The organism is Natrialba sp. INN-245, from assembly GCF_009807105.1.
Classification (GTDB): Archaea; Halobacteriota; Halobacteria; order Halobacteriales; family Natrialbaceae; genus Natrarchaeobius; species Natrarchaeobius swarupiae.
Window position 1 is genome coordinate 591,151 of the sequence record NZ_WUBV01000063.1, and the last position, 26,351, is coordinate 617,501.

Sequence of the window (26,351 nt, forward strand, 5' to 3'; positions counted from 1 at the left end):
TCGATGACTCCCTCGCCGAGCCGGTAAATCGGTACAGCAATCGGTAAATACCGACGGCGATTTCGACGACGTCGAAGACCGAGTCGAGCGATTCCGGGACGAACCGGTCTCCCCTCTTCACTTCCACCTCGCTTTACGAATCCTTAACAGCGGCGACGGCAAACCACGGACAATGGCAACGACGGACGAGGGGACGGAGCCGCCGTCGATCGAGCACCCGCTGCTCGAGTCCGACTTCCTCGAGCGACGACTTTACCAGCTGAAACTCGCCGGGACGGCCGCAAACGACCACACGCTGGTCTGCCTGCCGACGGGGCTGGGGAAGACGACCGTGAGCCTGCTCGTAACCGCGCGTCGGCTCGAGGAGGTCGGCGGCACCTCGCTCATGCTCGCACCGACGAAACCGCTCGTCCAGCAACACGCGGAGTTCTACCGGGAGGCCCTCCAGATCCCCGACGAGGAGATCGTCGTCTTCACCGGCGACGTCAGCCCCGACGACCGCGCCGAGACCTGGCAGGAGGCGACAGTCGTGATGGCCACACCGCAGGTGATCGAAAACGACCTCGTCGGCTCGCGGATCTCGCTTGCCGACGTCACTCACTGTACGTTCGACGAGTGTCACCGCGCGACCGGCGACTACGCCTACAACTACATCGCCGAGCGCTACCACGCCGACGCCGACCGGCCGCTGGTCACCGGCATGTCGGCCTCACCGGGCGGCGACGAGGAGGCCATCCTCGAGGTCTGTGAGAACCTCGGTATCCACGAGGTGGAGGTGATGACCGAAGAGGACGCCGACGTCGGCGAGTTCACCCACGACACCGACGTCGAGTGGGAGCGCATCGACCTCCCCGAGGAGGTACTCGAGATCCGCGACGCGCTGAACGACGTCGTCAGGGACCGCCTCGAGAAGCTGAAGGAACTCGGCATCGCCTCCTCGACTCAGCCCGACCAGTCCCAGAAGGACCTGAACCGGATGCGCGCGGAACTCCAGCAGTTGATCGACAACGATCAGTCGGAGGGGTTCGAGGGGATGTCGATCCACGCGGAGGTGATGAAGCTCCGCCAGGCGGTCACCCTGGTCGAAACGCAAAGCGTCGAGGCCCTGGAGCGGTACTTCGAACGCCAGCGCAACCAGGCGCGTTCGTCGGGCGCCTCGAAGGCGAGCCAGCGACTCGTGAGCGATCCCCGTGTTCGGGAGGCGATGCGCCGGGCCGAGGACTTCGATCAACTCCATCCGAAGTACCGCAAAACCCGGATGTTGCTCGCCGAGACGCTGGGACTCGAGGCCGGCGAACGCGTCATCGTTTTCACCGAGTCCCGGGACACGGCGGAGGCGTTGACCGACTTTCTCTCGGAGAGTTTCGACGCGAAGCGGTTCGTCGGCCAGGGCGACCGCGAGGGGTCCGACGGGATGACCCAGAACCAACAACAGGAGGTGTTGAACGACTTCCGTGCGGGTGAGTTCGAGGTACTCGTCTCGACGTCCGTCGCCGAGGAGGGACTAGACGTCCCCGAAGTCGATCTCGTGCTCTTTTACGAACCCGTCCCGACGGCGATTCGGTCGATCCAGCGTAAGGGGCGGACTGGCCGCCAGTCGGAGGGGCGGGTCGTCGTGCTCATGGCCGAGGACACCCGCGACGAGGCCTACTTCTGGATCTCTCGTCGCCGCGAGAAGGAGATGGAGAACGAACTCCGCGAACTGAAGGGGATCGCCACCGATCTCGAGGAGGAACTCGACGACTCCCAGCAATCACTCGCTGATTTCGACGCGGATCAAAGCGAAGCGGAAGTAAACGGCGACGCCACTGAACCCGACGCAGGTGGCGACTCTTCCAGTGGAAGCGAGGGGGATCGAACACAGCCCGGATTACAGGAGTTTGCGGAAGTTGACTCGAACTCGAGTGCCAACGGCGAGTCCGCGGATTCGGCGGACACTGACGGCGACGTCGAAACCCACGAACCGTCCGCCGAGGGTGACGCGATCGAGATCGTCGCCGACCAGCGCGAGATGGACGCAAATATCGCCCGCGATCTCTCGAAGCGCGAGGGGGTTGAGGTTCGTCTCGAGACGCTCGACGTCGGCGACTACGTCCTCTCGGATCGCGTCGTCGTCGAACGCAAGTCGGTCGCCGACTTCGTCGACTCGCTCGTCGGCGGCGACCGGTCGGTCTTCGAACAGGTCGGTGCGATGGCGAGACACTACTCGCGGCCGATCGTCGTCGTCGAGGGCGACGGACTCTACGACCAGCGCGACGTCCACCCGAACGCGATCCGGGGGGCACTATCGAGTCTGGCCGTCGACTTCGGTGCCTCGGTTCTGCGGACCGAAAGCGAGGCGGAGACGACCGAACTGCTCGCCGTCATCGCCGGCCGCGAGCAGGACCTCAGCGACCGCAAGGTATCAGTTCACGGCGAGAAACAGGCGAAGACGCTGGGCGAACAACAGGAGTATGTCGTCTCCTCGATCGCCGAGATCGGTCCCGTCACCGCCCGATCGTTGCTCGAGGAGTTCGGCACGGTCGAAGCGGTGATGACCGCGAGCGAAGCCGAACTCCAGGAGGCCGACGGCGTCGGCGCGGTGACGGCAGAACGGATCCGCGAGGTCGTCGGCAGTCAGTACACAGGAGGAACGTAGCGGGCGAGGTCGTAGACGGAGATCCAGCGGGCGAGGCCGTGACAAAGGTACAGCGGACGAGGCCGTGACAAAGGTACAGCGGACGAGGCCGTAACAAAGGGACAGCGAGCGAGCTTCTGATGGGGCGTGGCGGACAAAACTGCTGACAGGCGACCGGCATCGACGGTCGCCGAGCGTCGCCGTCTGGGGCCACCGAAGCGGGAGCACGACCCGGTCGTGAATCCCGACGGGTGAGTGTCGAGGCGCGCACTCGAGTACCGGTGTGCGAACTGATTCACCGTTCCCGTCGATCGGCGGTGAACAGAAAATATATACGAGACGGCTCGCGATACTGGGAGAGATACCCGGTCACCCCTCCCGAACCGACGCCGTGAGTCCCCGACCCGGCGTTCGATCGATAGTTGGCCGAGAACCGGGCGAAACGGAACCCACGATGACGAGCCAGACAGAACGGACGGCGACGAACGGACGAGAGATGTGCGTTCACAGAGCACACCCGTTCGACCGTCAGGCGGTCGTGAACCGATGACTCCCGAGCTATCGCTTCGTCGATTGGATCTCGCCACTCGAGTCCGTGAGGGCGTTGCGGATCGCGTACGGATCGACACGCGGACCCTCGCCGTGTTTCGGGTGTTCGCTGGAATACTCGTCCTGGCCGATCTGGTCGCCCGAAGCCGGAACTTCTCGTACTTCTATACGAACGACGGTGTCGTTCCGCAGTCGCTCGCACACGACCTCTCCTCGAGCGGGGCGTTCTCCGTATTTCACTACACGACCGATCCGACGGTGATCGCCGCGCTGTTCGTCGTTCAGGCGCTGATCGCGGTCCAGTTGATCGTCGGCTACAAGACCCGGATCGCGACGGTCCTGACGTTCCTGTTCGTCGTCTCACTCGATCACCACAACCCGCTGGTCACGAGCTACGCCGACATTCTGTTCCGCCTGCTGTTGTTCTGGGCGATCTTCCTCCCGCTTGGCGAGCGGTGGTCGGTCGACGCCGTCCAGGCCGACCGCGAGCCACAAGCGAGCGTTGCGGGCCTCGCCTCGGCGTTGATCCTGTTTCAGATGATATACATGTACGTCCACAACGGCGTCCACAAGATGGAATCCGACCTGTGGACCAGCGGGGAGGCGACCCCGTTGATCATGGGGCTCGACGACATGACGTTTCTGCTCGCGGAGCCGATGCGGCAGTTCCCGACGCTGCTCCAGCTCGGCGGCCTGAAGTGGTACTACATGTTGCTGTTCTCGTGGGTGCTCCTCCTCGTCGTCGGCCGAAAGCGGATGGTACTCGTCTTGCCGTTCGTCATCGCCCACGCGTCGTTCGCCGTGACGGTCCGGATCGGCGCGTTCGCCTACGTCGCCATCGCCGGATTGCTCCTGTTCGTCCAGGGACAGGTGTGGGAGGACGGCAAGAGCCTGCTGCGGTACGCGAACGTCGACCCGTCGCGGATCGCCGACCGGCTCTCCCGACTCGAGCGCGTCGCCGACTACTTCCCGACGGTCGGGTTCGACGACGAGCGACTGTCGCAGGCGAGGGCCGCGGTGTACGACGTGAGCCTGACCGTCGTCGCCGCCTCGCTGATCGTCTTCCTGCTCTTTGCGCACGCACCGATGGGCGCGGTCGTGAGCGACGACGTCAATCCCGACGACGAGATCGATAGCATCGCCTCGATCGTCGCCGCCGACCAACCGAACTGGACCGTCTTCGCTCCCCATCCGCGAACGTCCGACCGGTACCACGTCTTCCCCGCGAAGACCGCCGATGGCGACCTGATCGACGTCTACAACGACCGGCCGCTCACGTACGACAGGCCCTACGACCAGCTACAGCAACAGTACGGCACGTATCGGGAGCGCTTCTACATGAACAGCGTCCGCCGCGGCGGCTCGAGTGCCGGAAACGACGCGCCGGACGTGATGGCCGAACACATCTGTGAGACGTGGGAAGAGGAGCATGGTATCGAGCTAACCCACGTGAACATGTACTACGTCACCGAGGACATCACGATGGAGACCATCGACGACCACGAGGAACGCGAACGCTACGCGACGCTCATCCAGAAAAATACCTGCGGTGACGAACACGAGCCAATGGAGATCGGACCGCCACCGGACGACCTGTGAGCGTCCGAACCGGTGACCGGAACCCTGAACTACCGACGGATCCAACTACGGACGACCGATGAGTGAAGAGGTTCCAGACGATCGGACGACCCCAGACGTGGTCCCTGAGGACGGCGCGGTCGTCCTCTTCGACGGCGTCTGTAACCTCTGTACCGGGTTCGTCCAGTTTCTCATCCCCCGCGACCCGGAGGGGATCTTCCACTTCGCATCCCTGCAGTCAGACGTCGGCCAGCAACTCGTCGACGACTACGGCCTCGAGAATCACGATCTCGACTCGATCGTCCTCATCGAGGGCGAGAAGGCGTACGTGAAATCGACGGCCGCGCTCCGGATCGGCACGCTTCTCGGCGGCGTCTACAGGCTCGCCGGACCACTTCGGTACCTCCCGCGTCGACTCCGGGATTTCGGATACGACGTCGTCGCGGCCAATCGGTACCGGCTGTTCGGCAAGAAAGACCAGTGTATGATGCCGAGCGAGGACGTACAGTCGCGGTTTCTCGACTGAGTTCGCGGAAACGTCGGGTAGTTAGCGGAGCACGTTCAGCGTCTCGCTCGCCTCCCGCGCGGCCTCGAGACACTCTCGCGCGTAGCGAGGGTCGTCGGTAGCCGCCGCTTCGTCGGCAAACTTCTCGAGTGCGCGGACGAGCGAGTCACGGCCAGCCTCGAGGTCGCCGTCGACTGCGGGCTGAGCGGGACGGCGACCGGCCGACGCCTCGGGAGCCGGCCGACTCGGGTCGTCCCGTGGTGGTGCGGAGTTGGTGGCCCCGTTCGCTGGCTCCCGTCGCGGATCGTCCGTCGGTCGCGACGTCTCCGATCCGCGCGCCCGAGACGGTGAATCGGTACGGTCGCCCGGCTCGGCTCGAGCCTGGTCCTGGCGACCGGTCTGATCCGGTCGGCCCGTCGCTGAGTCCCGTCGGTCGGCCGCCGTCGACGCTTCCTCGAGCGCCTCCGACGACGCGGAGTCCCCGGCCGTGGATCCGGCATCGGCCGCCTGGGTTGCCCCGTTTTCGCCAGCGGTCGAACCGTCGTCGGTCGGTACCTCCTCGGTCGACTGGGCCTCGAGGTCGGTACCCTCGACGGCATCGGGGGTGCCGTGACAGCTGGGACAGAACGTGGTTCCGTTTTGCTGGAAGAGCGGGTCGCCACAGGTTCCACAGTGGGAGTTCGTCATCGTCGCCCCCTTGAGCAGGAGGTCGCTCATCCGCTGGGTCGCCTCCCGCTCTTTCTTGTCGCGTTCGTACTTCTCTCGAAGCTTCTCGCGCTCGGCTTCCTTGTCGAAGTCGCTCATGTCCGTCTACAGGACCTCGGGCGTCGAAAAGGCTACGACACTGCCGGGGTGAATCGGCGAAACGCTGACGGGAGCGGCGGCGGTCACGCCGATCACCTCGGTCGGTGCGTCGGAACACCCCGCTTCGTACGGTTTGGCGTCCCGATCTTCCGGCACAACCCCGACCCGAACAGCGGATGTGCCGGAACTGACGAGAAACAGGCCGTATCAGTCTGTTCGGCGAAACATCCCCTTCGATTCGGGACGCGTCTCCTCGTAGCCGAATCGCTCGTAAAAGCCGTCGACGTCCGCCATCAAGTTGACGTAGGCGTTCGGCGGTGCCGTCTCCTCGAGATACGACTCGAGGGCGTCCACGATCCTGGTTCCAATCCCCTGACGCTGGTGATCCGGGTGGACGGCCATATCGGTAATCTGGAAGACGGTACCGCCGTCACCGACGATCCGGCCCATCCCGACGGTCTCGTCGGTCGGTTCGTGGACCGCGATCACGCCGTACAGCGAGTTCGGAAGGCCGCGTTCGACTCCCTCGAGCGAGCGTGGCGGCATCCCGGCGGCCTCCCGCAGCGCGAGGAAGGTCTCGGGATCCGGCAGTTCCTCGCGGACGGCGTACGGGTCCGTGGAGTCGACTGCGTCTGGCATTACTCGATGGTAGACGTGCCGTTCGAAATCGGCATCGATTCTCGCCCGACTCGCGGTGTGCGTTCGACGCGAGTTCACTCCGTCTCGAGGCGACCGAGGCGAACGCCGTCCGGATCCTGAAGGGTGATCGTCGCGGACCGGGGGACGAACTGGTTTGGCCGATCGAACTGCTGTGCAACGGTGTACTCGAGTCGCTCGGCATCGGCGAGCGAGCCGGGGGGGTCGCCAAACGGCTCGAGGTCGGCGACGGTCGACAGCCCGCGGAGGCCGGCACGCTCCGGCCCGCCCAGTTCGAACGAGAGCGACGCGGCGTCCGCAGCTGGACGGCTGATCTGGACGACCACGAGGCCGTACGACTCGAAGTCGGTCTCGTCGACGAACTCGGCCGCCGCTTCGGTTCCCACGATCCGGCCGGTTTCGTCCTCGTCCGTCAAAATCGCCGCGATACCGGCGTCGTTCGCCGGATCGCGGTCGTCGATACGGACGTCGCTGGGACGGTGGAGCGATCCGACGCCGGTGCTCCAGGTGATTCGGTCGACAGCGTCGAGACACCCGGCAGTCGTACCGACCACCCCGAGAGCGCCGGCGCGAAGGAGGGCTCTGCGGTTCACGAGCGGTAGTTGTCCGTAAGATACTATAAAGACATACTTTCCGTCGCTCGAGGGCGGGATACTACTCGGAGACGGCGGCCTCGAGTACCCGTACCGCTTCCGCGGGCGTCTCGACGGTCTCGATCTCGAGGTCGTCGATCTCGTGGGTGCCGAGGCCGACGACCGGTCGACCGTAGATCCCGGCGAAACCGATCTCCGAGAGCGTTCCGGCGCTGCCCGAAAGCGCGATCACGCCGTCGCCGTTCAGCGGAACGAGCGCGTTCCTGGCGTGGCCGAGCCCCGTCGCGATCGGGACGTCGACGTACTCGTTCGCCGCGTCCCGGCGGTCGCCAGGGAGGATCCCGATCGTGGTTCCGCCCGCCGCCGTGGCGCCCTGACAGACGGCGGCCATCGTCCCGCCGCGGCCGCCACAGACGACCGTGTGCCCGCGCGCACCGAGTTCCCGTCCGACGTCCTCGGCCACCGCTCGCTCCCGATCCGTGATCGTTCCGCCGCCGATAACGCTGACGCGCATACGGGCTCGTTGTCGGTACGAGCCCTTGACTCGATCGACCGGTTCGATCGCCCATTCACTCGAGCCGTCCACCTCACCCGATCACTCGACCGGACGCAGGGAGTTCTCGAGGATCCACTCGCCGATCCGCTCGCCCTGCTCGCGGCCGTCGACCATCGCCGAACGGAAGTGATTTCCGAGGTAGATGCGGCTGTCGATCGACTCCTCGAGCGCGTCGTCGAGGCTGTCGTAGGACCGGACCACGCCCTCGTCCTCCCCGGCGGTTCCGGTCCGGATGTCCGATCCGAACTCGAATTCGTACTCGCTGCTCCCGAGGACGCCCTCGAGGACGGCACAGCCGGCACCGCCGTAGGCGGCCAGCGTCGAGGTGTACTCCGGCGACCCCCCGACCGAAAGCGGCGCCCAAGTCCCGTCCGCGTGGGTCTCCGGGTTGCCGTCGCGGTCGGCCTCGTGGATCGCCGTCCGGGGCCGCCAGAAGCCGTACTCGTGCTTCGCCTCCGAGCCCGCGATGCCCGCGTCCGCAAGCGCCAGCGAAAGCAACGCGAACAGCCGACACTCCTCGAGGACGGACAGCGACTCGCCGACGACGATTTTCTGGGTGATAACGTTCCACATGTTCGGCGGCCGTGGAGAGCCCGCCGCGCCGCGCCAGAAGGCCGCGACGTCGACGTGTTCCTGGGGCCGGTCGTCGGCGTCGTTTCCGAGTTCGTACACCTCCCACCAGTCGTCGGCGTACGCCTCGCTCTCGAGGGCCGGCGGCCCGTCCGGCCGGAACTGGTCGCGTGAGTCCATCACCCACGGCTCGACGCGGGCGTGGACGGGGTTCCAGTCCCGGCGAAAACAGCCGGGCTGGGTCGGCTCCTCGCAGGGGATGTAGATGTCGGCCGCGTACTCGTCGTCGCGATGCTCGAGCAGCGCGGTCGCGACCTCGCGTCCCCACCGTTGGCCGGCGTCGACGTCGCCGCCCTCGGCCGCTGCGAGCGTCGCCTGGAGGTCGTCGCCGAACTCGCCGCCGTACAGTTCCGTCATCGTCTCGTGGGCCGCACCGACGGCCGCGGCGAGGATCGATCCGTCCCCGGGAGCCTCCGCCGGTTCCACGAGATACGGTTCGAAGTGATCGTCGCCGGCCGCCGCGACGACGCCGTTTGCGGCGTCGAACATCGCGACGTTCAACAGCGCACCGCGACGTGTCGGAGCGAAGTTCCCGCCCCGGAAATGCTGGATCTCCTGGATGAACCGTTCGTTCCACAGACACAGCGGTTCGTCGGCCGGCGTCACGCCGGTTCCGAGGACCTCGGTACAGCCGGCGAAGCCGACGACTGCGGCCGTACCGAGAGCCCCGAGCACCGAGCGACGGCACCGCGAGGGGCGTGCGTCGGTCGCCGTTCTCGAGGAGGGATCGTCGTCGCCAGCACTCGAGCAGGAACTGTCCTCGCCAGCACTCGAGCGGTCCGATCTGGAACGATCGACGTCAGTTCGATCCGTTTCAGGGCCGGTTCGATCCGTTTCGATTTCGTATCGCGTGCGTGGATCGATCATGTTCCTACGAGTACGATCGGCGGTCGTCGATTCCGTCGGGCGTCACGAGGATGCGCTGACCGGTCTCGACGTCCTCGAACGTCCGTTCGGTGCCGTCGGGCCACGTTACCCGGAGTTCGTCGACCGAGTCGGTTTCGCCGACCCCGACGTGAAGCGTCCGCGTATCCTGTGACTGGTAGTCCGCCCTGGCGTTTCGAACCCGAAGCTGCGTGTCGCCGTCGACGGTCGCCTCGACGGTCGTACCGAGCGTCGTGTGCTCGAGGCCCTCGCTCCCGCCGACGACGACCTGGAGACTGTCACCCTGGTTGCCCTCGTTGCTGTAGAGGCGGTACGGCGCTTCGTTGGCCGCGACGGCGACGTCCATCGATCCACTCACATCGTAATCCAGCGCGGCGACGCCTCGTTCGTCGAGTTCCTCGAAACCGACCTCACTCGTGTTGAGGCGGTGGAACTGGCCGTCCTGTTGGGCGAACAACATCGCGCGGACGAACGTGGGTTCGCGCTCGTCGAAGCGCACCTCGAACTGCGTCGCGTGGAAGACGTCGACCTGTCCGTCGCTGTCGAAGTCCTCGGCGGCAGAGCCCCATCCCCAGCCACCCTCGTTCAGCCCGCGTTCGGCTCCCTGATCCTCGAACCCGTCCTCGGTGCGCACGAGCAGGTTGTTGCCCTGGTTGCGGTCGCCGATCCGCGAGGTCATGAAGTCGACGAACAGCTGGCGCTGGGAGTCGGGAATCTCGGCCCAGCGGCTCTGTGGAAAGTAGATGTTGGTGACGAATATCTCGAGTTGGCCGTCGCCGGTGACGTCGACCGGCTGCGAGGACATCCCGTTTCGGTCCGTTGCCTCGCCGAGATACTCCCGGTCGAAGCTGCCGTCGCCCTGGTTGTAGTAGATTTCGTCCTCGAAGAAGTCGTTCGCCACGTGGATGTCAGGGTTGCCGTCGCCAGTCAGGTCGACGAAGCTGGTCGCCATGCTCCAGTGGTCGCCCTCGATGCCGGCGTCCTCGGTGCGCTCGAATCCACCGCAGTCGCCCTCGTAGAGGGCGTTGGGCTGGCCGTTGTCCTCCTCGGCGGTAAGGTTGAGGTAGTGTTGCCACCCCATCGGCTGCTCGTCGAGCCAGTCGTTGTAGTCGATGACGAAGACGTCGGGACAGCCGTTTCCGGTCGCGTCGGCCGCCGTCGCCGACACCGGAACGACGAACTCGTCGTCGAAGCCGACGTCGCGCTCCCGGAACGTTCCCTCGTCGTTCTCGAGGAACACCGGGGTGTCGCCGCGGCGCAAGAGAAGCAGATCCTCCCAGCCGTCGTTGTCGTGATCGACAAAGAGCGCCCCCTGAATGGTTCCCTCGACCGGCGGGAGGTCGTCGGATCGCTCGAACTCGCCGCCGGTGTTCTCGAACAGGACCGGCTGTCCGCCGCCGATCGCGAGCAGATCCGTCTCGAGGTCGTTCGTGTAGTCGACCGCGTAGATGCCGTCGTTGCCGTTTATCGCGCCGATCCCGATCGACTCGTACTCGAGGCCGCTCTCGTCGGCGACGTTCTCGAAGGCGTAGTCGTCCGTCGTCGGTTCGGCTGGCTCGTCGCCGAACGGGGACCCATCCTCGAGCGCACCGCCGACACAGCCCGAAAGCAGGATACAAACCGCGAGACAGCAGACACCCATTCGGTAACGCATACCACAGTATCTCCTCGTTTACATCATAAATTATCCGGTTACGAGTGGTATTTTCCAGCCGGTTCGAACCGCGATGGCAGGGGGGGTGGACCTCCCATTCCAATCGATTCCCGTTCCGGCGCGCCGGGGTTCGACAATCGTCGATTTGAATATCGTCAAATTGCTCGAGAGAGCCGGATTCGACGGATTTAACGCGGGGGCAGGCGGATCGTTACGTGGTATGACGAAAGTTAGCGTAGTCGGCGCGGCCGGGACGGTCGGGGCCGCCGCAGGCTACAACATCGCGCTTCGGGACGTCGCGGACGAACTCGTCTTCGTGGACATTCCGGACCAGGAAGATACGACGATCGGACAGGCCGCGGATACGAACCACGGTGCGGCGTACGACTCGAACACCGTGATCCGCCAGGGCGGCTACGAGGATACGGCGGGGTCGGACGTCGTCGTCATCACGGCCGGCATTCCGCGCCAGCCGGGTCAGACCCGAATCGACCTCGCAGGCGACAACGCGCCGATCATGGAGGACATCGGCTCCTCGCTCGCCGAGCACAACGACGACTTCGTCACCGTCACCACCTCGAACCCGGTCGACCTGCTCAACCGCCACCTCTACGAGGCCGGCGACCGCGCTCGCGAGCAAGTGATCGGCTTCGGCGGCCGACTCGACTCCGCGCGCTTCCGGTACGTCATCTCCCAGCGCTACGATGTCCCCGTTCAGAACGTCGAGGCGACGATCCTCGGCGAACACGGCGACGCGCAGGTCCCCGTCTTCTCCAAAGTGCGAGTGAACGGTCGGGATCTCGAGTTCGACGAGGACGAAAAGGAAGAACTCCTCGAAGAACTGCAGACCTCGGCGATGAACGTCATCGAGAAGAAAGGCGCGACCGAGTGGGGGCCGGCGACCGGCGTCGGCCACATGGTCGAGGCCATCCTCCGGGACACCGGCGAAGTGCTCCCCGCGAGCGTCACACTCGCGGGCGAGTTCGGCCACGAGGACACCGCCTTCGGCGTCCCCGTGAAACTCGGCTCCGACGGCGTCGAGGAGATCGTCGAGTGGGATCTCACGGAGTTCGAACGCAACCAGCTCGGCGAGGCCGCCGAGAAACTCTCCGATCAGTACGAGAAGATCGCGTAGTCGCGGATTCGACCGACCTCGTTTTTCGACCTATCACCCCCGAGACCGAGCGCTCCGACTGACAGCTATCGGCGTCGAACGCGCATCTCGACCGTCCCGGGCTCGAGGGTCACGCCGACGCCCGCGTCGATCGCGTCGCCGATCCGCTCGAGTTCGACGTGCCGGATCAGCGTCGCGAGCGTCAACTGCAGTTCGGTCATCGCAAAGCGCATCCCGATGCAGTGGCGCGGGCCGCCGCCGAACGGGAAGTAGGCGTACTCCGGCCGGTCGCCGTCGGCGAGCACCGCGTCCGTAACGGAGTCAGCACCCTCCTCGAGCCACCGCTCCGGCCGGAACGCGTCGGGGTCGTCCCACCACCGCTCGTCGCGGTGGATGGCGATCATCGGGAGCTGGACGACCGTTCCCGGCGTGAGTCGATAACCGCCGACGTCGACCGGCTCGAGCGGCTCGCGGTTGAGAAACGGTAGCGGCGGATACAGCCGCATGGCCTCACGGCCGACGGCCTCCGTCACCGCGAGGTCGGGAAGGTCTGCCATCGTCGGCTCGCGGTCACCACAGACGGCGTCGATCTCGCGCTCGAGGCGGTCCCAAACGCTCTCGTGGCCTGCGAGCAGCCAGCAGGCGTACGTAAGCGCCGTCGCAGTCGTCTCGTGGCCAGCGAGCAGGAACGTCTTCAGTTGGTCGCCGATCTCCTCGGCGGACGGACGGCTCCCGTCGGGGTACTCCGCGGTCGCGAGCAACGACAGTAGGTCGTCGCCGTCTGCGCCCGCCTCGCGACGCTCGGCGACGAGTTCGTCGACCAACGCACCGACGTCGGTCGCGGCGCGGTCGAACTCGCGTTCGGTCGCACTCGGGATCCACGACGGGAGTAACGCGCGAACCCCGAACATCTCGCGATCCGTGTACTCGTTCATGGCCTGTACCCATCGCCGCACGACGGCCCCGCGCTCGTCGGTCAGCTCCAGGTCGAACAGCGTCCGTGCGAGAACGCAGAGCGTCAGCGTCGACAGCGTCTCCTCGAGGTCGGTCACCTGTCCGTCGTCCCAGCCCCGGACCGTGTGGACGGTCTCCTCGACGATATCGTCGGCGTACGACCGGATTCGATCCGGGGTGAACGCCGACTGCAACAGGAGACGCTGGCGCTTCCAGCGGTCGCCCTCGGCGAAGAGAACCCCCTCGAGGTCGATGGCTTCGCCGAACTCGTGTTCGAACTCGCCGCGCCAGAACGCGTCGCTCTCGGAGACGAGCACCGTCTCGACGAGTTCCGGATCGCAGAACGCGACGAACTCGCGACCGTAGGCTTCGTAGCCGACGACGTCGCCGTACTCGCCGAGTGACTCGAGGAACCCGACCGGATCACGGGTGAACGAAACCGTGTTCCCGACGAGCGGAAACCCGCGCGGCCCGGGGAGCGACGCCGCCTCGACGCCGACATCCTCGTCCACCTCGATCTCGCCGGTCCGGTCCTCGAGCGGTCGGTCGCGGTCGTTTCCTCCCGTTCGTCCATCCGCCGGCGGTCCTGAACGACTCATACCACGAGAGTGGCGTTCCAGAAGTGTCGCCGTTGTGCCGAAGCACTGAACTTCTATAAGTGATAACGGGCGAGTATGCAGTCGGCCGACCTGACGCTTCGGCTGCCGCCGTCGATGCGGATGCCGGTGCCCGAGCTGGCGGTCGAATCCGCACTTCACCGAGAGGAGTTGCTCTCCTGGCACCTCGATCCGGAGTCAGAAACCGTTCGCTTTCTCTCGCTGTTCGTCGGCGATCTCGAGGGGATAGAGGAGGTCGTCACCGACCTCGAGTTCGTCCACCGGTACGACATCTCCCGGGTCGACGACGACACGTTCTACGGCTACGTCGAGATGGATCTGCGCGAATCCGACGCGATGTTGCTGGGTGCGTTCGACGTTTCGGGACTAGTGGTCGTCCCACCGGTCGTCTACACCGGCCGGGAGACCGTCCACGCGACCGTCCTCGGGGAATCCGACGCGCTCTCGTCGGTGCTCGAGGCGTTCCCCGACGACGTCCGCGTCGAGGTCGAGCGGGTGAGCGACCACCAGCGGAAAGCCGAGACGCTCGCCGGTCGATTGACGGCCCGTCAGTTCGAGGCGATGGAGACGGCACGGGCGGCCGGCTACTACGACGTCCCTCGAAGCGGGTCGCTCGCCGACGTAGCGGCGGCACTCGAGTGTTCGGAGAGCGCGGCCTCGACGCTCCTCCGGACGGCCGAGGCCGAACTCGTGGATGCGGCGTTGCGACGGTGAGCAGTCGGAAGAACTGCCGGGGGAGTACAAAGAGGAGAGAGCAGAGTGTCGAGAGAGACGCGTGCGTGCGTTCGTGCCCTCCGGGTCGATCGCTCATACGGTCTGCGATGACTGATTGCCGGTCGATCACCCGCCGGTCTGCGATCGACCGGGACAGACGCATCGCGGTCCGTATCAGTGGGTGGTCTCCCGGCGGTCGCCTATCGATGCCGACGGGAGACCGGTTGATCCTTCGGGAGTGAACCTCCTACGGATTGCCCATTCGGTTGCATGGGCGGTTTGTGGGGGGTGATACCGACGTGGAAATCGGCGATCTGGGCCAACACTGTTTGGCCACACGCTCTTTGTATCCACCGTGAAACTTCTGATCACACTCGCGGAAGGTCACCGGTGAGTACCCCTGGCATCATAACCATCCACCACGTCATTCGACCGGTGTCCCACGCGGTCTACTGTACAGCAGCGACACGGCTTCCGCGAGTGTCCGTCCACTTTCGAATCGTCCCACGACGGAAGCGGGGCGCAACTGGCGGTCCGCGACTGGGGACCAGTCGTCGAAGCGGTTCGCTCGTCGAGAGCATCGTACGGGTCGGAAGCCATTTTCAGTGTGACTGCGACCCGTCAGCACACCGGGACAGCAGTCCGTATCAGGGAATCAACTGCTCGCCGTCGTCGTCGTAGATCGTGATCGCGTCGACTGGACACGTCCGTGCGGCGAACTTCGCGTCCAGTTCCTCGTCTTCGGGCACCTCACGGACGAACACTCCGTCCTCGGTCTCGTCGCTTCCCTCGAGGACTGCCTTCCCCCTCGCTTTGTCCTCCTCGAAAGCGTCCCACTCGGCGACACACTGGTACATCCCGATGCACGTATCCTCGTCGAACTCGACTCGCATAGCCGACGGTTGGACCGATGCAGGTAAAGCACTGACGGGATTCCGCCTCGGATCAGCGTCCAGGCGGTGACCGAACGCGGACTCGAGGACGCGTGATGAGCAGTGTTCGACTCGGGTTCGACGCCGGCCGGTTTCGTCCGCTGTGTCGGCACGTGACCCGGCTCGCTCCCCGGAATCTGCGAACTGTTCACGGACGTTCCTCGCGAAATCGGAGCCAGTGGCGTCGCCGTCGTCGACAACGAGGAACCGACACGCCTGGACGAGTCGTTCTTCGAATACCGGCCGGACCGCCGCGAGCGAGGTGCGACGCACCTCGACGCGAAGCGGTGAAACCGTGAAGCGAGCCGAACCGCTGCTAGGATGGCCGGATCTCCGGAGGACCGGCAGACGAACGCTTATCCGATGCCTCGTTGAATATCGGGTGACGTGATGGTCGCGCTGTCGTTTGCAGTCCTCGTGGGGACCGCAATTGTGACGTGCCTGTTCATGGCGTGGGTACTGGGTGCGAACAGCAACTCACCGCCCTTTGCGCCAGCGATCGGCGCGAACGCAATCTCGACGATGCGTGCAGCGTTCGTGATCGGCCTGCTCGCGGCCGCGGGTGCGCTCATGCAAGGTGGCAGCATCTCCGAGACCGTCGGTGCGGATCTCATCGACGGCGTCGCGATTACGCCACTCGCGGCGACCGCCGGATTGCTGACGGCGGCGACGTTCATGGCCGTCGGGATCTACACGCGGTATCCGATCCCCGCTGCGTTCGCGACGACGGGCGCGATGGTCGGCGTCGGCCTCTCGCTCGGCGGCGACCCGGCGTTCGAAACCTACCAGCGCCTCGGCACGTTCTGGCTGCTCGTTCCGATCATGTCCGGCGGATTGGCCTACACGACGGCGATCGTCCTGCGTCGAGACGACGTTCCCGAGTCGGTCGGCGTCCCGCTGTTAGCTGGCGTCGTCGGCGCCATCGTCGCGAACGTCCGACTCGGCGTCATTCCGGACCCGACGGCCGACCAGGGAACGATCGCGAGGTTCCTCTCTCGGCAGTTCGGCGGCGGTCCGACGCTCGTCGCCGACGTCGACCTCGGAACCGTGCTCGTGACGATCGCCCTCGGCGTGCTCGCGTTCTACTGGGTTCGAACGCGCATTCTCGCCTCCGTCGAAGAGGGTATCCGGTCGTTCCTGCTCGTCCTCGGCGGCATCGTCGCCTTCTCCTCCGGTGGTTCGCAGGTCGGGCTCGCGACCGGTCCCCTCGAGAACCTCTTTCGGGTGGAACTCGGTCTACCTGCGATCACACTCCTCGCACTCGGTGCGGCGGGTATCCTCGCCGGCGCCTGGATGGGCGCCCCCAGATTGTTGCAGGCCACCTCGCGGGAGTACGCCCAGCTCGGCGTTCGGCGGTCGATCGCCGCGCTCGTCCCCGGCTTCGTCATCGCCCAGCTAGCGATCGCCCTCGGCATTCCGATCTCGCTCAACAACATCATCCTCTCGGGGGTCATCGGCGGCGGACTGGCCGCAGGCTCGGCGGGCGTCTCACGGCGAAAGATCGCGTTCACGATCACCTTCTGGCTGCTCACCCTCGGCAGTTCGATCGCCGTCGGCTACGGGCTCTATCGGTTGCTCGCGACGGCTCTCGGCGGCTGACACCGGTCGACTCGAGACGGCGATGGCGACGGATCGACGAGCTACCCGGCCGGGGAGAGCAGGTAGCTCCCACCGACTGCGAGGATCCCAACGAAAACGCCGAACAGGCCGACCGGCGGCGAGACGAGCGCCAGCGCCGTACCGAAGATGAGCGCGCCGACGCCGAACCGCCAGGCGATCGACTGGGGATTGTACTGACAGTGTGGACACTCCTCGGCGTGCCGTGAGATCTCCTCGCCACAGCGTCGACAGTAGTACACCGGCTTCATCGTTCGATCGATTCTCACTCGAGGATCATCTGATCACCGTCACGGGGCTGGCGGTTCGTTCGACGACCGTCGCCGCGACGCCGCGGCCGAGCAACCGGCGGGTCAACCCCGTCGAACGCCGCTCGTGGCCGTACATGACGACGTGGTCGACCCCCTCCTCGTCGGTGTACCGGGGAACGACGGTTCCAGGTCGTCCCGCCACGACCTCGACGCGAACTCGATCGATCGCCGCCCGGTCGTCGATCGACTCGGCGGTCGACTCGAGTACCGATTCCGCCCGCTCGCGCGCCACTTCCGTCCGTTGCTCGTCACGCTCGAGAACGCCACCCTCGCTGAGCGGGGCATCGAGTGGCGTGACGACGGCCAGCAGGGTGACGTCGGCGTCGGGAAACGTCTCGAGGGCGTACTCGAGTGCCTCGCTCTCCCGTGGGCGGGCGAGCGTCGGGACGAGAACCTGATCAGGCGGGGTCACGGGGCGACGTTCGACCGCCAGGTGCATCGGTCTATCGCCGAGAGACGGTAGAGAGGAGAACCCAAACCGTGTGCCAGTGAGAGACGACAGTTTAAACCACGGGACGCACCAACGACGGGTAATGAACGTCGAGGAGCTGTCGGGGCTCCCGCCCGGTGCCATCCAGCACGTTCGCCAGGAGGGCATCGAGGAGCTCTACCCGCCCCAGGCCGAGGCCGTCGAAGCTGGCGCGACCGACGGCGAGAACCTGGTCGCCGCGGTGCCGACCGCAAGCGGCAAGACGATGATCGCCGCCCTGGCGATGCTGTCGGCGATCGAACGCGGTGGGAAGGCACTTTACATCGTCCCGCTGCGGGCCCTGGCCAGCGAGAAGAAGGCCGAGTTCGACGCCTACGAGTCCTTCGGCGTCACGACGGGCGTCGCCACCGGTAACTACGAGTCGACCAGCGAGTGGCTCGCCACCAAGGATCTGATCGTCGCGACCAGCGAGAAGGTCGACTCGCTCGTGCGAAACGGCGCCGACTGGCTCTCGGATCTCACCTGCGTCGTCTCCGACGAAGTGCACCTCATCGACGACCGCAATCGCGGACCGACACTCGAGGTGACCCTGGCGAAGCTCCGCCAGTTGAATCCCGGCATCCAGGTCGTCGCGCTCTCGGCGACGGTCGGCAACGCAGACGAGATCGCCGACTGGCTTGACGCCGCGCTCGTCGACTCCGACTGGCGGCCGATCGACCTCCGGACGGGCGTCCACTACGGCAACGCGCTCAACTTCGACGACGGCTCGAGCCGCGAGGTGCCGATCGAGGGATCGGAGAAACAGGAGGCTGCACTCGTCCGCGACATCCTCGAGGAAGGTGGCTCGTCGCTCGTGTTCGTCAACTCCCGACGAAACGCCGAGGCCGCGGCCCGCAGACTGGGCGGCGTCTCGAGTCCCGAACTCACCGACGAGGAGCGAACGGAGTTGGCCGACCTCGCCGCAGAGATTCGCGACGACAGCGACACCGAGACCAGTCAGGATCTCGCCGACTGCGTCGAACGCGGCGCGGCGTTTCACCACGCCGGCCTCTCCTCGACCCAGCGGAGCCTGGTCGAGGACGCCTTTCGCGACCGCCTGCTGAAGGTCATCTCGGCGACGCCGACGCTCGCCGCCGGCGTCAACACGCCCGCCCGCCGCGTCGTGGTCCGCGACTGGCGGCGGTTCGACCCGAGCGCCGGCGGGATGGCCCCACTCGACGTACTCGAGGTCCACCAGATGATGGGGCGGGCGGGCCGACCCGGGCTCGACCCCTACGGCGAGGCCGTGTTGCTGGCGAAGAGCCACGACGAGAGCGAGGAGCTGTTCGACCGGTACGTCTGGGCCGAACCCGAGGACGTCCGCTCGAAGCTCGCCGCCGAACCCGCCCTGCGAACACACGTCCTCGCTACCATTGCTTCGGGCTTCGCACGCACCCGCTCGGGCTTGCTCGAGTTTCTCGAGGCAACCCTCTACGCGAGCCAGTCGAGCGAGGCGGGCCGGCTCGAGGGCGTCACCGACGACGTCCTCTCGTATCTCGAGCGAAACGAGTTCGTCGAACGCGACGGCGGAACGGCCGATTCGGACGCCGGCGCGGAGCCCGACGACGCGGCGAGTGCGTTCACCTCCGCGGCCGAACTCGCCACCGAGGACGACCACGAGGTCGAACTCGAGGCGACGAGCCTCGGCCACACCGTCTCCAGGCTCTATCTCGATCCGATGAGTGCCGCCGAGATCGTCCACGGGCTCGAGGGTGCCAAGGAGCGTCCGACCGCGTTGGGACTCTACCAGCTCGTCTCGCGCACTCCCGATATGTACGAACTCTACCTGCGCTCGGGCGAGGACGAGACATTCGGCGAACTCTACTACGAACGCGAGTGCGAGTTGCTCGGCGACGCCCCCAGCGAGTTCGAGGAGAACCGCTTCGAGGACTGGCTCGCCGCCCTCAAAACCGGTAAACTGCTCGAGGACTGGGCCGAAGAGGAAGACGAGGAGACGATCACCGAGCGGTACAAAATCGGTCCTGGCGACCTGCGGGGGAAAGTCGACACCGCCGAATGGTTGCTCGGGGCCGCCGAGTCACTCGCCCGCGAGGTCGACAGCGAGTGGACCGTCGCGGTGCGGGAGGCCCGTGCCCGCGTCGAACACGGCGTCGGCGAGGAGTTGCTCGAACACGTCTCGGTCGGCGGCGTCGGCCGCAAGCGCGCCCGACGGCTGTACGAGGCCGGCATCGAGGAGCCCGCCGACCTGCGGACCGCCGACAAGGGCGTCGTCCTCGCGGTCTTGAAGGGGAAAAAGACCGCCGAAACGATCCTCGAGAACGCGGGCCGAGAGGACCCCACGATGGACGGCGTCGAGCCGGCCGATCCCGGGAACGGTACGACACTGGACTCGAGTGGCGGCCGCGATACACCCACCGAATCCGGCGGGACGTCGACGGACGAGCGAGCCGACGCCGACGAGAGCCAATCGAGCCTGGGTGATTTCTAATGAACCGACTCACGGGAGGTGTACACCGGTGAAACTGCTCGAGTGTCGGCTCTCGATCGACGACCTCGATTCGTTCGTCGCCGACCTCGCCGACGTGGGCGACCGGTTCGACGTGACGATCCAGGCGTTCGACGCCCGCTACGTCGCGGATCGGCGTCACCTCGAGCGGGCGGTGGAACTGGCCGACAGGTCGATCGATCGCGGCGAAAACGTCGCCCGGGACCGCGCCGTCGAGATCCTGCTGTACGCCGCCGGTCGCCGACAGATCGACCGGGCCCTCGAGATGGGCGTCAGCGAGGGAGTGAATCCGGCGGTCGTGCTGATCGACGCGCTCCGGGTCGAACCCGAACCTGACGAACGCCACGGGGAAATTACCGACCGACCGAGCGCAGATCGAGCGGATGCCGAGGCCCGTGCGCTCGAGGCGGTCCGCGATCTCGAGGCAGTCGTCGCCACCGAGCGAACACTCGACGACCGCGACGAGAGTCGGCTGTGTACGTTCTTCGACGTCACCGATGCGGAGCGCGAGGCGACCGACGCCTCGCTCCCGATGCTGGTTCACGAACGGGTCACGTTGCTCGAGGTAGAAAAATAATTTAGTTGATAAACGAAACGAAACGGAACTCCTGTTTCACCCTCAACAGCACTGCTTGGTCGGAATTAGATAGTGTAGCGACACGTACTGAACCACTCATCTATATTGGAATTCGGTCCATGGATGGTGACGTATGCTGAAGAAGGTGGCGACAGTTGGCGGTGTAGTCGTCGTCTGTTTTGTCGTCGTCCTCGGCGGGCTGTTCGTCACGGGGGTGCTCGGAATTCCCGATGCCGGCCTTGAGGACAACGCCTGGGGCGAGGTCGACGACGAGCGCATCGAGGTGCTCACGACCGTCTGGGTCGACAACCCGAATCCCGGTCTCGAGATCGACGACATACACGTCGAGTACGCGCTCGCGATGAACGGCGTCTCACTCGCCGACGGGGAGGCGACCGACGTCACCGTGCCATCGGGGAACTCGACGACGGAGCTACGGACCGACCTCCGATACCACCAGCTTCCCGCGTGGTGGGCGACGCACATCGAGAGTGGCGAGGTGAGCGACGTAGGAGCCGACGTGACCGTCCACGCCGATGTCGGACCGCTCTCGGGGTCGCCATCACATGCCCACGAGGACGAGATCGAGACCGAACTCGAGTCGATGATCGCCGAGTCACTCGCGGAGATGGAGGGCGAACACTCGCTGTCGCCGGGCGCGTCCGATCTCTCGGAGGCGGCCCTCGAGCCCCGCGTCGAGATCGAAGATACCGACGCGGCGTGGGGTGACGTCGACGAGGAACGAACGGAGATCCACCTCACGTTCGACGTCCATAACCCGAACGCGTACCCGCTCGCGACGCCCGCGTTCACCGGCGAGATGGTGTTCAACGATCGGCCCGTCGCGGAGTGGGACGCCGACGACGTCGACGTCGTCGGCGGGACGTCGGATACGCACATCCCGCCCGGCGAGAGCCGCGAGATCACGTTCGTCGTGACACTCGACAACGACGACGTCGTCGAGTGGTTCGCGACTCACGTCGACAACGAGGAGGTCACGGACGCCGAGATGCGTGCCCAGCTCGCGATGCAGATCCACGACGAGACGGTGACTGTCCCACCCGAAGGCGATGCGATCGAGTGTGAGTACGAGATGACGACGGCAATCTTTGTCGACCAGGAGTCGGATCTCGAGTCGGAGGGCTGTACGTTCGCGCCGTGGGCAATGCCCGACGACAGCGAACTCGCGGGCCACGGTGTCGTCGTCGGTTCGAGTGAGGAAAACGGCCTCCTCGAGGAAACCGACGACGGCGCAGACGACAGCGACGGGGGCGTCGACGATGGTGCAGTCGACAGCGACGAGGTCCAGTCCGGAGACGGTGTCGAGCCCGACGACGAGACGTCGATATCGGTTCCGTGATCACCTACCGGAACCGATCTACCGATAGACCGATCTGACGCTGGCGAGACGCGCGAACGCTATCCGGGCAAGAGCACGTTGATTCCCGCCACGACGATTCCGGCGAGTCCCATTCTGATCGCCGCGACGTACCACCGCTGACGGGAAATCGAGGCGAGATAGATGCCGAAGACGGACAACACCAGAACGCCGACGACGATCGAGGCAAGCACCGCCTGAAACATCGTAAAGAGAGTACCCTCGAGTGCGAGCGGGACGAGCGTGAGTGTAAACGCCAGCAACGGCCCGGACGCGCTCGCGACGGCGTGGACGATCTGAGCGGCACGGTGTTCGCGCTGAACGCGCGTATCCTCGAGTTCGGTGAGCATCGCGCGCTCGATCCGCTGGCGCTGGGCGAGCGCCTCGGCGCGTTCGATCTCCCAGACGCTCCAGACGCCCGACGTGCCGAGGCCAACTGCTGCGCCGAGACCGATCGCGATGACGGTGAATCCGTCGCCGATACCCGAGAGATACGCGCCGACGACGACGCCGATGCTCGTGAGCGTGCCGTCGAACCCGTTGGCGATGAAGTACCGACGCGAGATCGATCGAACGTCCTCCTTTCCGAGAACGCGTCGAAGCCGGGCAACTCGAGACTCCATCGTCAGCCGAGCCAGGGATCGTCGACGGTTCGGGAACCACAGGCCACCTGATCGATCGAGTGGACCGACGCGCTCAGGTCCTCGATCTCGGCGCGGATCGCATCTACCTCGAGGTTTCCACCCTCGATCGTCACGCGGAGCGTCTTGACGTTCTCGTCGACCTCGATAACCGTCGCGGTAACGGCGTCGATCTCCTCCAGATCCCCCAGCTGCGAGACGAAGGGAACGACGCTGGGGTCGTGTGGTTTCAGGACGTCGAGGACGAGTCGCGTAATCGGAGCCATGATCGTTCGAACGATCGGCCGTCGGAAAGGTGTACGGGCACTACGACTGTCAGCCGACGCCGCAACTCTCCGACGGACGGCACGCTCTTGTGCGCTCCCGTGATAGCCCGAGTATGGCCACGCTCGAGGAGCCGATCGAGATCGGTGGCGTTCGGATACCCAACCGACTCTATCGAGCCCCGGTGCTCGAGTGTGCGGGCAACGGTCCCGACGCCGTCGAGGCGCTGATCGAGGACCTCGAGCCCGCCGCGGAGTCGGGCGTTGGACTCCTCTGTCAGGGGGCGACGATCGTCAGTGCCGAGGGCGGCTGTGCGGCGCCGGGAATGACCCGCGTCCACGACCCGTCGTTCGTCTCGCAACTATCACGGCTCACCGACCGAATTCACGACCACGGAAGCCGCATCTTCCTGCAACTCGAACACGGCGGCCTGCGGAGCATGGAAACCTGGCACGCCGAGTACCGCCGGGGGCATCCGGACCTCGAGCAACTCGCCGTCTCGGAACTACCGTGGCAGTTGCGGCTGTTCGACCGTCTGGGATTTCTCTCGTACGATCCTCACGTCCTCTCGACCCACGAGGTGTACGACCTCGCGGCGGAGTTCGGTCGATCGGCCGCGTACGCCGTTGACGCGGGCTACGACGGCATCCATCTCTCCGGGGCGAACATGGGGATCGTCCAGCAGTTTCTCTCGCCCTTTTACAACCGTCGAGACGACGAGTTCGGCGGCTCGCCCGAGGCCCGCCTCGAGTTTCTCGCGCTCGTCCACGACGAGATCAGAGGTCGGGCCGGCGACGTCCCCCTGATGACCAAGGTGCCGGCCGAAACGCCGTCACCGCCGTCGCCGATCGTTCGCCGGACGCTCTCGCTCGCCGACGGCGTCGAAATCGCCCGGCGACTCGAGCGGATCGGCTACGACGCGGTCGTTCCCGTCCGTACCTCGGTCGTCTGGGACATGAGCATCGTCCGCGGGGAGTACCCCGAGCGCGCCTGGACGAACGAAGCGCTCCGCGAGGAGTACGACGCGGCGTTCGGCGGCTCCGGTCGGCGCAGGCTCGTCGCGCTTGGCAACCGCCTCGAGTCGGTCGTCTACGACACCGAACCGGCGTGGAACGAGGGGTTCTGCCGGCGCGTCCGCGAGCGGGTGTCGATCCCCGTCCTCGCGGAAGGCGGGATCCGCGAGCGCGGCGAGATGGATCGACTGCTCGGTTCCGGCAGCGATACCACGGCAACAGCCGCCTGCGACATGGTCGGCATGGCTCGTCCGTTCTACGCCGAACCGCGACTCGGCGCACGCCTCCTCGAGCACAACGGACCCGACGCCGTCGAATCCGCCGAGCGAGCGCTCTGTGAGAGCTGTAACAACTGTACGGTTCCCCAGGTGACCGGCGCACCGGGAATCTGTCGGACGCCGTCGGTCCTTCGACAGCGCGGCGAACTCGAGCGCGAGGGCGTCTACGATCGACGCTGACCGACGCTACGGGAAAAACGACCGACTGCGTTAGGCCGTAATGACGTCGGTCGTCGCCTCCTCGAGGGTCAACTCACGGGTGTACCCCGGTGTCTCGACCTCGAGGAGGGAGCCGTCGTCGACGTCGGTGAAGTGAAGCGTCAGCTCGTAGCTCCCGTCGTCCTCGACGGCGCTGACCTCGCTCTGATCGCCGTCGACCGTCCGAACGGTGACGAACTCGCCGGCGTGTTGTGGGTCGGAGACACCGCGAACGTCGTACGAGGCGAGACTCTGGCTCGCCTCGGTTCCCTCGATCGGATACTGGTGTTCGACCCAGGCCTGGAGTCCGTCGTCGAGCGCGTAGACGTTCTCGTAGTCGTTGGCGATCAGCGTCGCTGCCCGCTGTCCCGCCAGGGTGTGCGGGCAGACGCAGTAGGTGACGATCCGATCCTCCTCGGGCCAGGTGGCGACCGGGTCGTTCGAGACGCCGTCCGGGGCACTGCTCAGGACCGAGCCGGTGATCCGAACCGCGTCGTGTTGGTCGCGCCCGCGAGTGTCGACTATACGCGCCTCCTGGCGCTGATACCAGTAGTGGACGTCCTCGAGCGGTGCGAGCGGAACGTCGATCCCGCCGAACGACTTCGTCTCGTAGGCGTCGGTGTCGATCGATCGTTTCTCGGGGGTGTCGTCCGGTTCCGGGCCGTAGCCGTCGGAACTCCCGTTCCCGCCGAGACAGCCGGCGACGGCCGTCACGGCGGCGGCCGTTCCCGCGGCGAGATACTGCCGTCGATTCATTGGGAACGAGTAGGAACGTCGTGCAAATAGGGGTTCTGGTGACGGCGATCGAAAACGTCGACCCCTTCGTTTCGGGTGGAGATCGATAGACGACGCTGGGACGTGTGCTCGAGTCGAAACGAGGAGAAGTAGTCCATGCTGGATTCGAACCAGCGTCGAAGCCCCCAGAAGGCTTCAGGATTGGCCGCTACCCTAATGGACTTGACATGTTCGCCGGGCTCCGTTCCGACGACGTATCGGTCAGTAGTTGGGGTTCGTATTAGAGTGTTACGAACTCGATCGAGTCACGGCGTCGGAGGATCGTCGTGTTCCAATCGGTGGCAATTCGCACAGCGATCGATTTCGATCGTCGTTGATGAGCGCGAACCGACACCCCTTTTCCCTTCTCACGCGCACCTGCGAGTATGTACGTCGGACGATTCGTCGTCGTCGGCCCGGACGTGGGCGCGTACCGCGTCTCCTCGCGGTCGTTCCCGAACCGAGAGATCACCGCTCGAGACGAGGCCCTCACGGTGGGGCCCACCGCGGACGCCCCGGAGACGGACAACCCCTACGTCTCCTACAACTGTCTGCGGACGGTCGAGACACCGACCGGCGAGACGGTCGCGTTCGGGAACGGCTCACACGTCGATCCGATCGCCGAGAAACTCGAACTCGGCTATCCCGCCCGGGATGCCCTCGCGGAGAGTCTGCTCGCGCTAGATTACGAGAAAGACGACTACGACACGCCACGGATCGCGGCGACGATCGGCGACGACGGCGACGCGCTGATCGCTACCGTCCGAAAGGACGCACTTCTCGTGGAGACGGTCGACGAGCCGACGATGGTCGCGACCTACGAGACGAACGCGCCTGAACCGATCGAGTTCGACGCGGAGAGCGCCCAGGAGGCCGCGAGCGACGCCTACGGCCTCGAGTTCGAACACGCGGTCTGTGCGACCGGCGTCGTTCGAACCGACGACGGCTTCGAGACGGCACTCGAGAACGGCGGATAATACATACCGCTGGCCGCTGTACCCTTCC

The 26,351-nt window shown here is 65.7% G+C and carries 24 protein-coding genes and 1 tRNA gene; 11 read left to right on the top strand and 14 right to left on the bottom strand.

Features of this window, described 5'->3' with window-relative positions; genetic code table 11:
- Window positions 1–172 precede the first annotated feature (172 nt).
- The 3 genes from GRS80_RS19405 to GRS80_RS19415 all read left to right on the top strand — a co-directional run bounded on the left by GRS80_RS19405 (window position 173) and on the right by GRS80_RS19415 (window position 5,270).
- On the top strand, window positions 173–2,638 hold the full coding sequence (locus GRS80_RS19405; RefSeq protein WP_160048970.1) for a DEAD/DEAH box helicase: 2,466 nt from the start codon (window positions 173–175) through the stop codon (window positions 2,636–2,638).
- A gap of 525 nt (window positions 2,639–3,163) precedes the next feature.
- Window positions 3,164–4,765, top strand: coding sequence for an HTTM domain-containing protein (locus tag GRS80_RS19410; protein WP_160048971.1), 1,602 nt, complete (start codon window positions 3,164–3,166; stop codon window positions 4,763–4,765).
- Between the two features lie 58 nt (window positions 4,766–4,823).
- The gene (locus GRS80_RS19415) at window positions 4,824–5,270 is read left to right on the top strand and encodes a thiol-disulfide oxidoreductase DCC family protein (protein WP_160048972.1); all 447 of its coding nucleotides are present in this window, start codon (window positions 4,824–4,826) and stop codon (window positions 5,268–5,270) included.
- A gap of 21 nt (window positions 5,271–5,291) precedes the next feature.
- Here the strand turns inward: GRS80_RS19415 and GRS80_RS19420 are convergent, their stop codons facing one another.
- The 6 genes from GRS80_RS19420 to GRS80_RS19445 form a co-directional block, all read right to left on the bottom strand.
- A complete protein-coding gene (locus GRS80_RS19420) occupies window positions 5,292–6,053 on the bottom strand; it encodes an Sjogren's syndrome/scleroderma autoantigen 1 family protein (RefSeq protein ID WP_160048973.1) in 762 nt (253 codons plus the stop codon).
- Between the two features lie 207 nt (window positions 6,054–6,260).
- Window positions 6,261–6,692: a GNAT family N-acetyltransferase gene (locus GRS80_RS19425; protein WP_160048974.1), complete on the bottom strand. Its 432-nt coding sequence runs from the start codon at window positions 6,690–6,692 to the stop codon at window positions 6,261–6,263.
- 74 nt (window positions 6,693–6,766) lie between these two features.
- The gene (locus GRS80_RS19430) at window positions 6,767–7,303 is read right to left on the bottom strand and encodes a hypothetical protein (RefSeq protein WP_160048975.1); all 537 of its coding nucleotides are present in this window, start codon (window positions 7,301–7,303) and stop codon (window positions 6,767–6,769) included.
- A gap of 61 nt (window positions 7,304–7,364) precedes the next feature.
- Window positions 7,365–7,817, bottom strand: a complete 453-nt coding sequence (locus GRS80_RS19435; RefSeq protein WP_160048976.1) for a TIGR00725 family protein — start codon at window positions 7,815–7,817, stop codon at window positions 7,365–7,367.
- Between the two features lie 81 nt (window positions 7,818–7,898).
- Window positions 7,899–9,356: a vanadium-dependent haloperoxidase gene (locus tag GRS80_RS19440; RefSeq protein ID WP_160048977.1), complete on the bottom strand. Its 1,458-nt coding sequence runs from the start codon at window positions 9,354–9,356 to the stop codon at window positions 7,899–7,901.
- A 4-nt stretch (window positions 9,357–9,360) separates the two neighbouring features.
- The gene (locus GRS80_RS19445) at window positions 9,361–11,028 is read right to left on the bottom strand and encodes a CRTAC1 family protein (protein ID WP_160048978.1); all 1,668 of its coding nucleotides are present in this window, start codon (window positions 11,026–11,028) and stop codon (window positions 9,361–9,363) included.
- Between the two features lie 220 nt (window positions 11,029–11,248).
- Here GRS80_RS19445 and mdh point away from each other — a divergent pair, with 220 nt between their 5' ends.
- Window positions 11,249–12,163 carry a malate dehydrogenase gene (gene mdh / locus GRS80_RS19450; protein ID WP_160048979.1) on the top strand — a complete coding sequence of 305 codons (915 nt, stop codon included), beginning with the start codon at window positions 11,249–11,251 and terminating at the stop codon, window positions 12,161–12,163.
- Window positions 12,164–12,228: 65 nt separating this feature from the next.
- Here mdh and GRS80_RS19455 read toward each other — a convergent pair whose 3' ends face one another.
- On the bottom strand, window positions 12,229–13,695 hold the full coding sequence (locus GRS80_RS19455) for a cytochrome P450 (protein WP_160048980.1): 1,467 nt from the start codon (window positions 13,693–13,695) through the stop codon (window positions 12,229–12,231).
- Window positions 13,696–13,770: 75 nt separating this feature from the next.
- Here GRS80_RS19455 and GRS80_RS19460 point away from each other — a divergent pair, with 75 nt between their 5' ends.
- Window positions 13,771–14,427: a helix-turn-helix domain-containing protein gene (locus GRS80_RS19460; RefSeq protein ID WP_160048981.1), complete on the top strand. Its 657-nt coding sequence runs from the start codon at window positions 13,771–13,773 to the stop codon at window positions 14,425–14,427.
- Between the two features lie 647 nt (window positions 14,428–15,074).
- On the opposite strand, the gene GRS80_RS19465 is transcribed toward GRS80_RS19460, so the two are convergent.
- Entirely contained in the window at window positions 15,075–15,320 is a 246-nt protein-coding gene (locus GRS80_RS19465) for a ferredoxin (protein ID WP_149079499.1), read from the bottom strand.
- Window positions 15,321–15,749: 429 nt separating this feature from the next.
- Here GRS80_RS19465 and GRS80_RS19470 point away from each other — a divergent pair, with 429 nt between their 5' ends.
- A complete protein-coding gene (locus GRS80_RS19470) occupies window positions 15,750–16,958 on the top strand; it encodes an inorganic phosphate transporter (protein ID WP_160048982.1) in 1,209 nt (402 codons plus the stop codon).
- Between the two features lie 41 nt (window positions 16,959–16,999).
- Here the strand turns inward: GRS80_RS19470 and GRS80_RS19475 are convergent, their stop codons facing one another.
- Together GRS80_RS19475 and GRS80_RS19480 are read right to left on the bottom strand one after the other, a co-directional pair.
- Entirely contained in the window at window positions 17,000–17,245 is a 246-nt protein-coding gene (locus GRS80_RS19475; protein ID WP_343161664.1) for a hypothetical protein, read from the bottom strand.
- Between the two features lie 7 nt (window positions 17,246–17,252).
- Window positions 17,253–17,726, bottom strand: coding sequence for a universal stress protein (locus GRS80_RS19480; RefSeq protein ID WP_160048983.1), 474 nt, complete (start codon window positions 17,724–17,726; stop codon window positions 17,253–17,255).
- A 94-nt stretch (window positions 17,727–17,820) separates the two neighbouring features.
- On the opposite strand from GRS80_RS19480, the gene GRS80_RS19485 reads away from it, so the two are divergent.
- From GRS80_RS19485 to GRS80_RS19495, 3 genes are all read left to right on the top strand, one after another.
- A complete protein-coding gene (locus GRS80_RS19485) occupies window positions 17,821–20,205 on the top strand; it encodes an ATP-dependent DNA helicase (protein ID WP_160048984.1) in 2,385 nt (794 codons plus the stop codon).
- A 28-nt stretch (window positions 20,206–20,233) separates the two neighbouring features.
- Window positions 20,234–20,800 (top strand): KEOPS complex subunit Cgi121, encoded by a 567-nt coding sequence (gene cgi121 / locus GRS80_RS19490; protein ID WP_343161665.1) that lies wholly within the window; start codon window positions 20,234–20,236, stop codon window positions 20,798–20,800.
- A gap of 133 nt (window positions 20,801–20,933) precedes the next feature.
- Complete coding sequence (locus tag GRS80_RS19495; RefSeq protein ID WP_160048985.1) at window positions 20,934–22,160, top strand: LEA type 2 family protein; 1,227 nt, start codon at window positions 20,934–20,936, stop codon at window positions 22,158–22,160.
- A gap of 59 nt (window positions 22,161–22,219) precedes the next feature.
- On the opposite strand, the gene GRS80_RS19500 is transcribed toward GRS80_RS19495, so the two are convergent.
- Both GRS80_RS19500 and GRS80_RS19505 read right to left on the bottom strand, forming a co-directional pair.
- A complete protein-coding gene (locus GRS80_RS19500) occupies window positions 22,220–22,801 on the bottom strand; it encodes a VIT1/CCC1 transporter family protein (RefSeq protein ID WP_200840429.1) in 582 nt (193 codons plus the stop codon).
- A 2-nt stretch (window positions 22,802–22,803) separates the two neighbouring features.
- On the bottom strand, window positions 22,804–23,085 hold the full coding sequence (locus GRS80_RS19505) for a DUF211 domain-containing protein (protein WP_160048986.1): 282 nt from the start codon (window positions 23,083–23,085) through the stop codon (window positions 22,804–22,806).
- A 113-nt stretch (window positions 23,086–23,198) separates the two neighbouring features.
- Here GRS80_RS19505 and GRS80_RS19510 point away from each other — a divergent pair, with 113 nt between their 5' ends.
- Window positions 23,199–24,554: an NADH:flavin oxidoreductase gene (locus GRS80_RS19510; RefSeq protein ID WP_160048987.1), complete on the top strand. Its 1,356-nt coding sequence runs from the start codon at window positions 23,199–23,201 to the stop codon at window positions 24,552–24,554.
- A gap of 30 nt (window positions 24,555–24,584) precedes the next feature.
- Here GRS80_RS19510 and GRS80_RS19515 read toward each other — a convergent pair whose 3' ends face one another.
- Both GRS80_RS19515 and GRS80_RS19520 read right to left on the bottom strand, forming a co-directional pair.
- Window positions 24,585–25,328 (bottom strand): rhodanese-like domain-containing protein, encoded by a 744-nt coding sequence (locus tag GRS80_RS19515; protein ID WP_160048988.1) that lies wholly within the window; start codon window positions 25,326–25,328, stop codon window positions 24,585–24,587.
- 129 nt (window positions 25,329–25,457) lie between these two features.
- Window positions 25,458–25,530, bottom strand: a tRNA-Gln gene (locus tag GRS80_RS19520).
- Window positions 25,531–25,732: 202 nt separating this feature from the next.
- On the opposite strand from GRS80_RS19520, the gene GRS80_RS19525 reads away from it, so the two are divergent.
- The gene (locus GRS80_RS19525; protein WP_160048989.1) at window positions 25,733–26,323 is read left to right on the top strand and encodes an IMP cyclohydrolase; all 591 of its coding nucleotides are present in this window, start codon (window positions 25,733–25,735) and stop codon (window positions 26,321–26,323) included.
- Window positions 26,324–26,351: the final 28 nt, after the last annotated feature.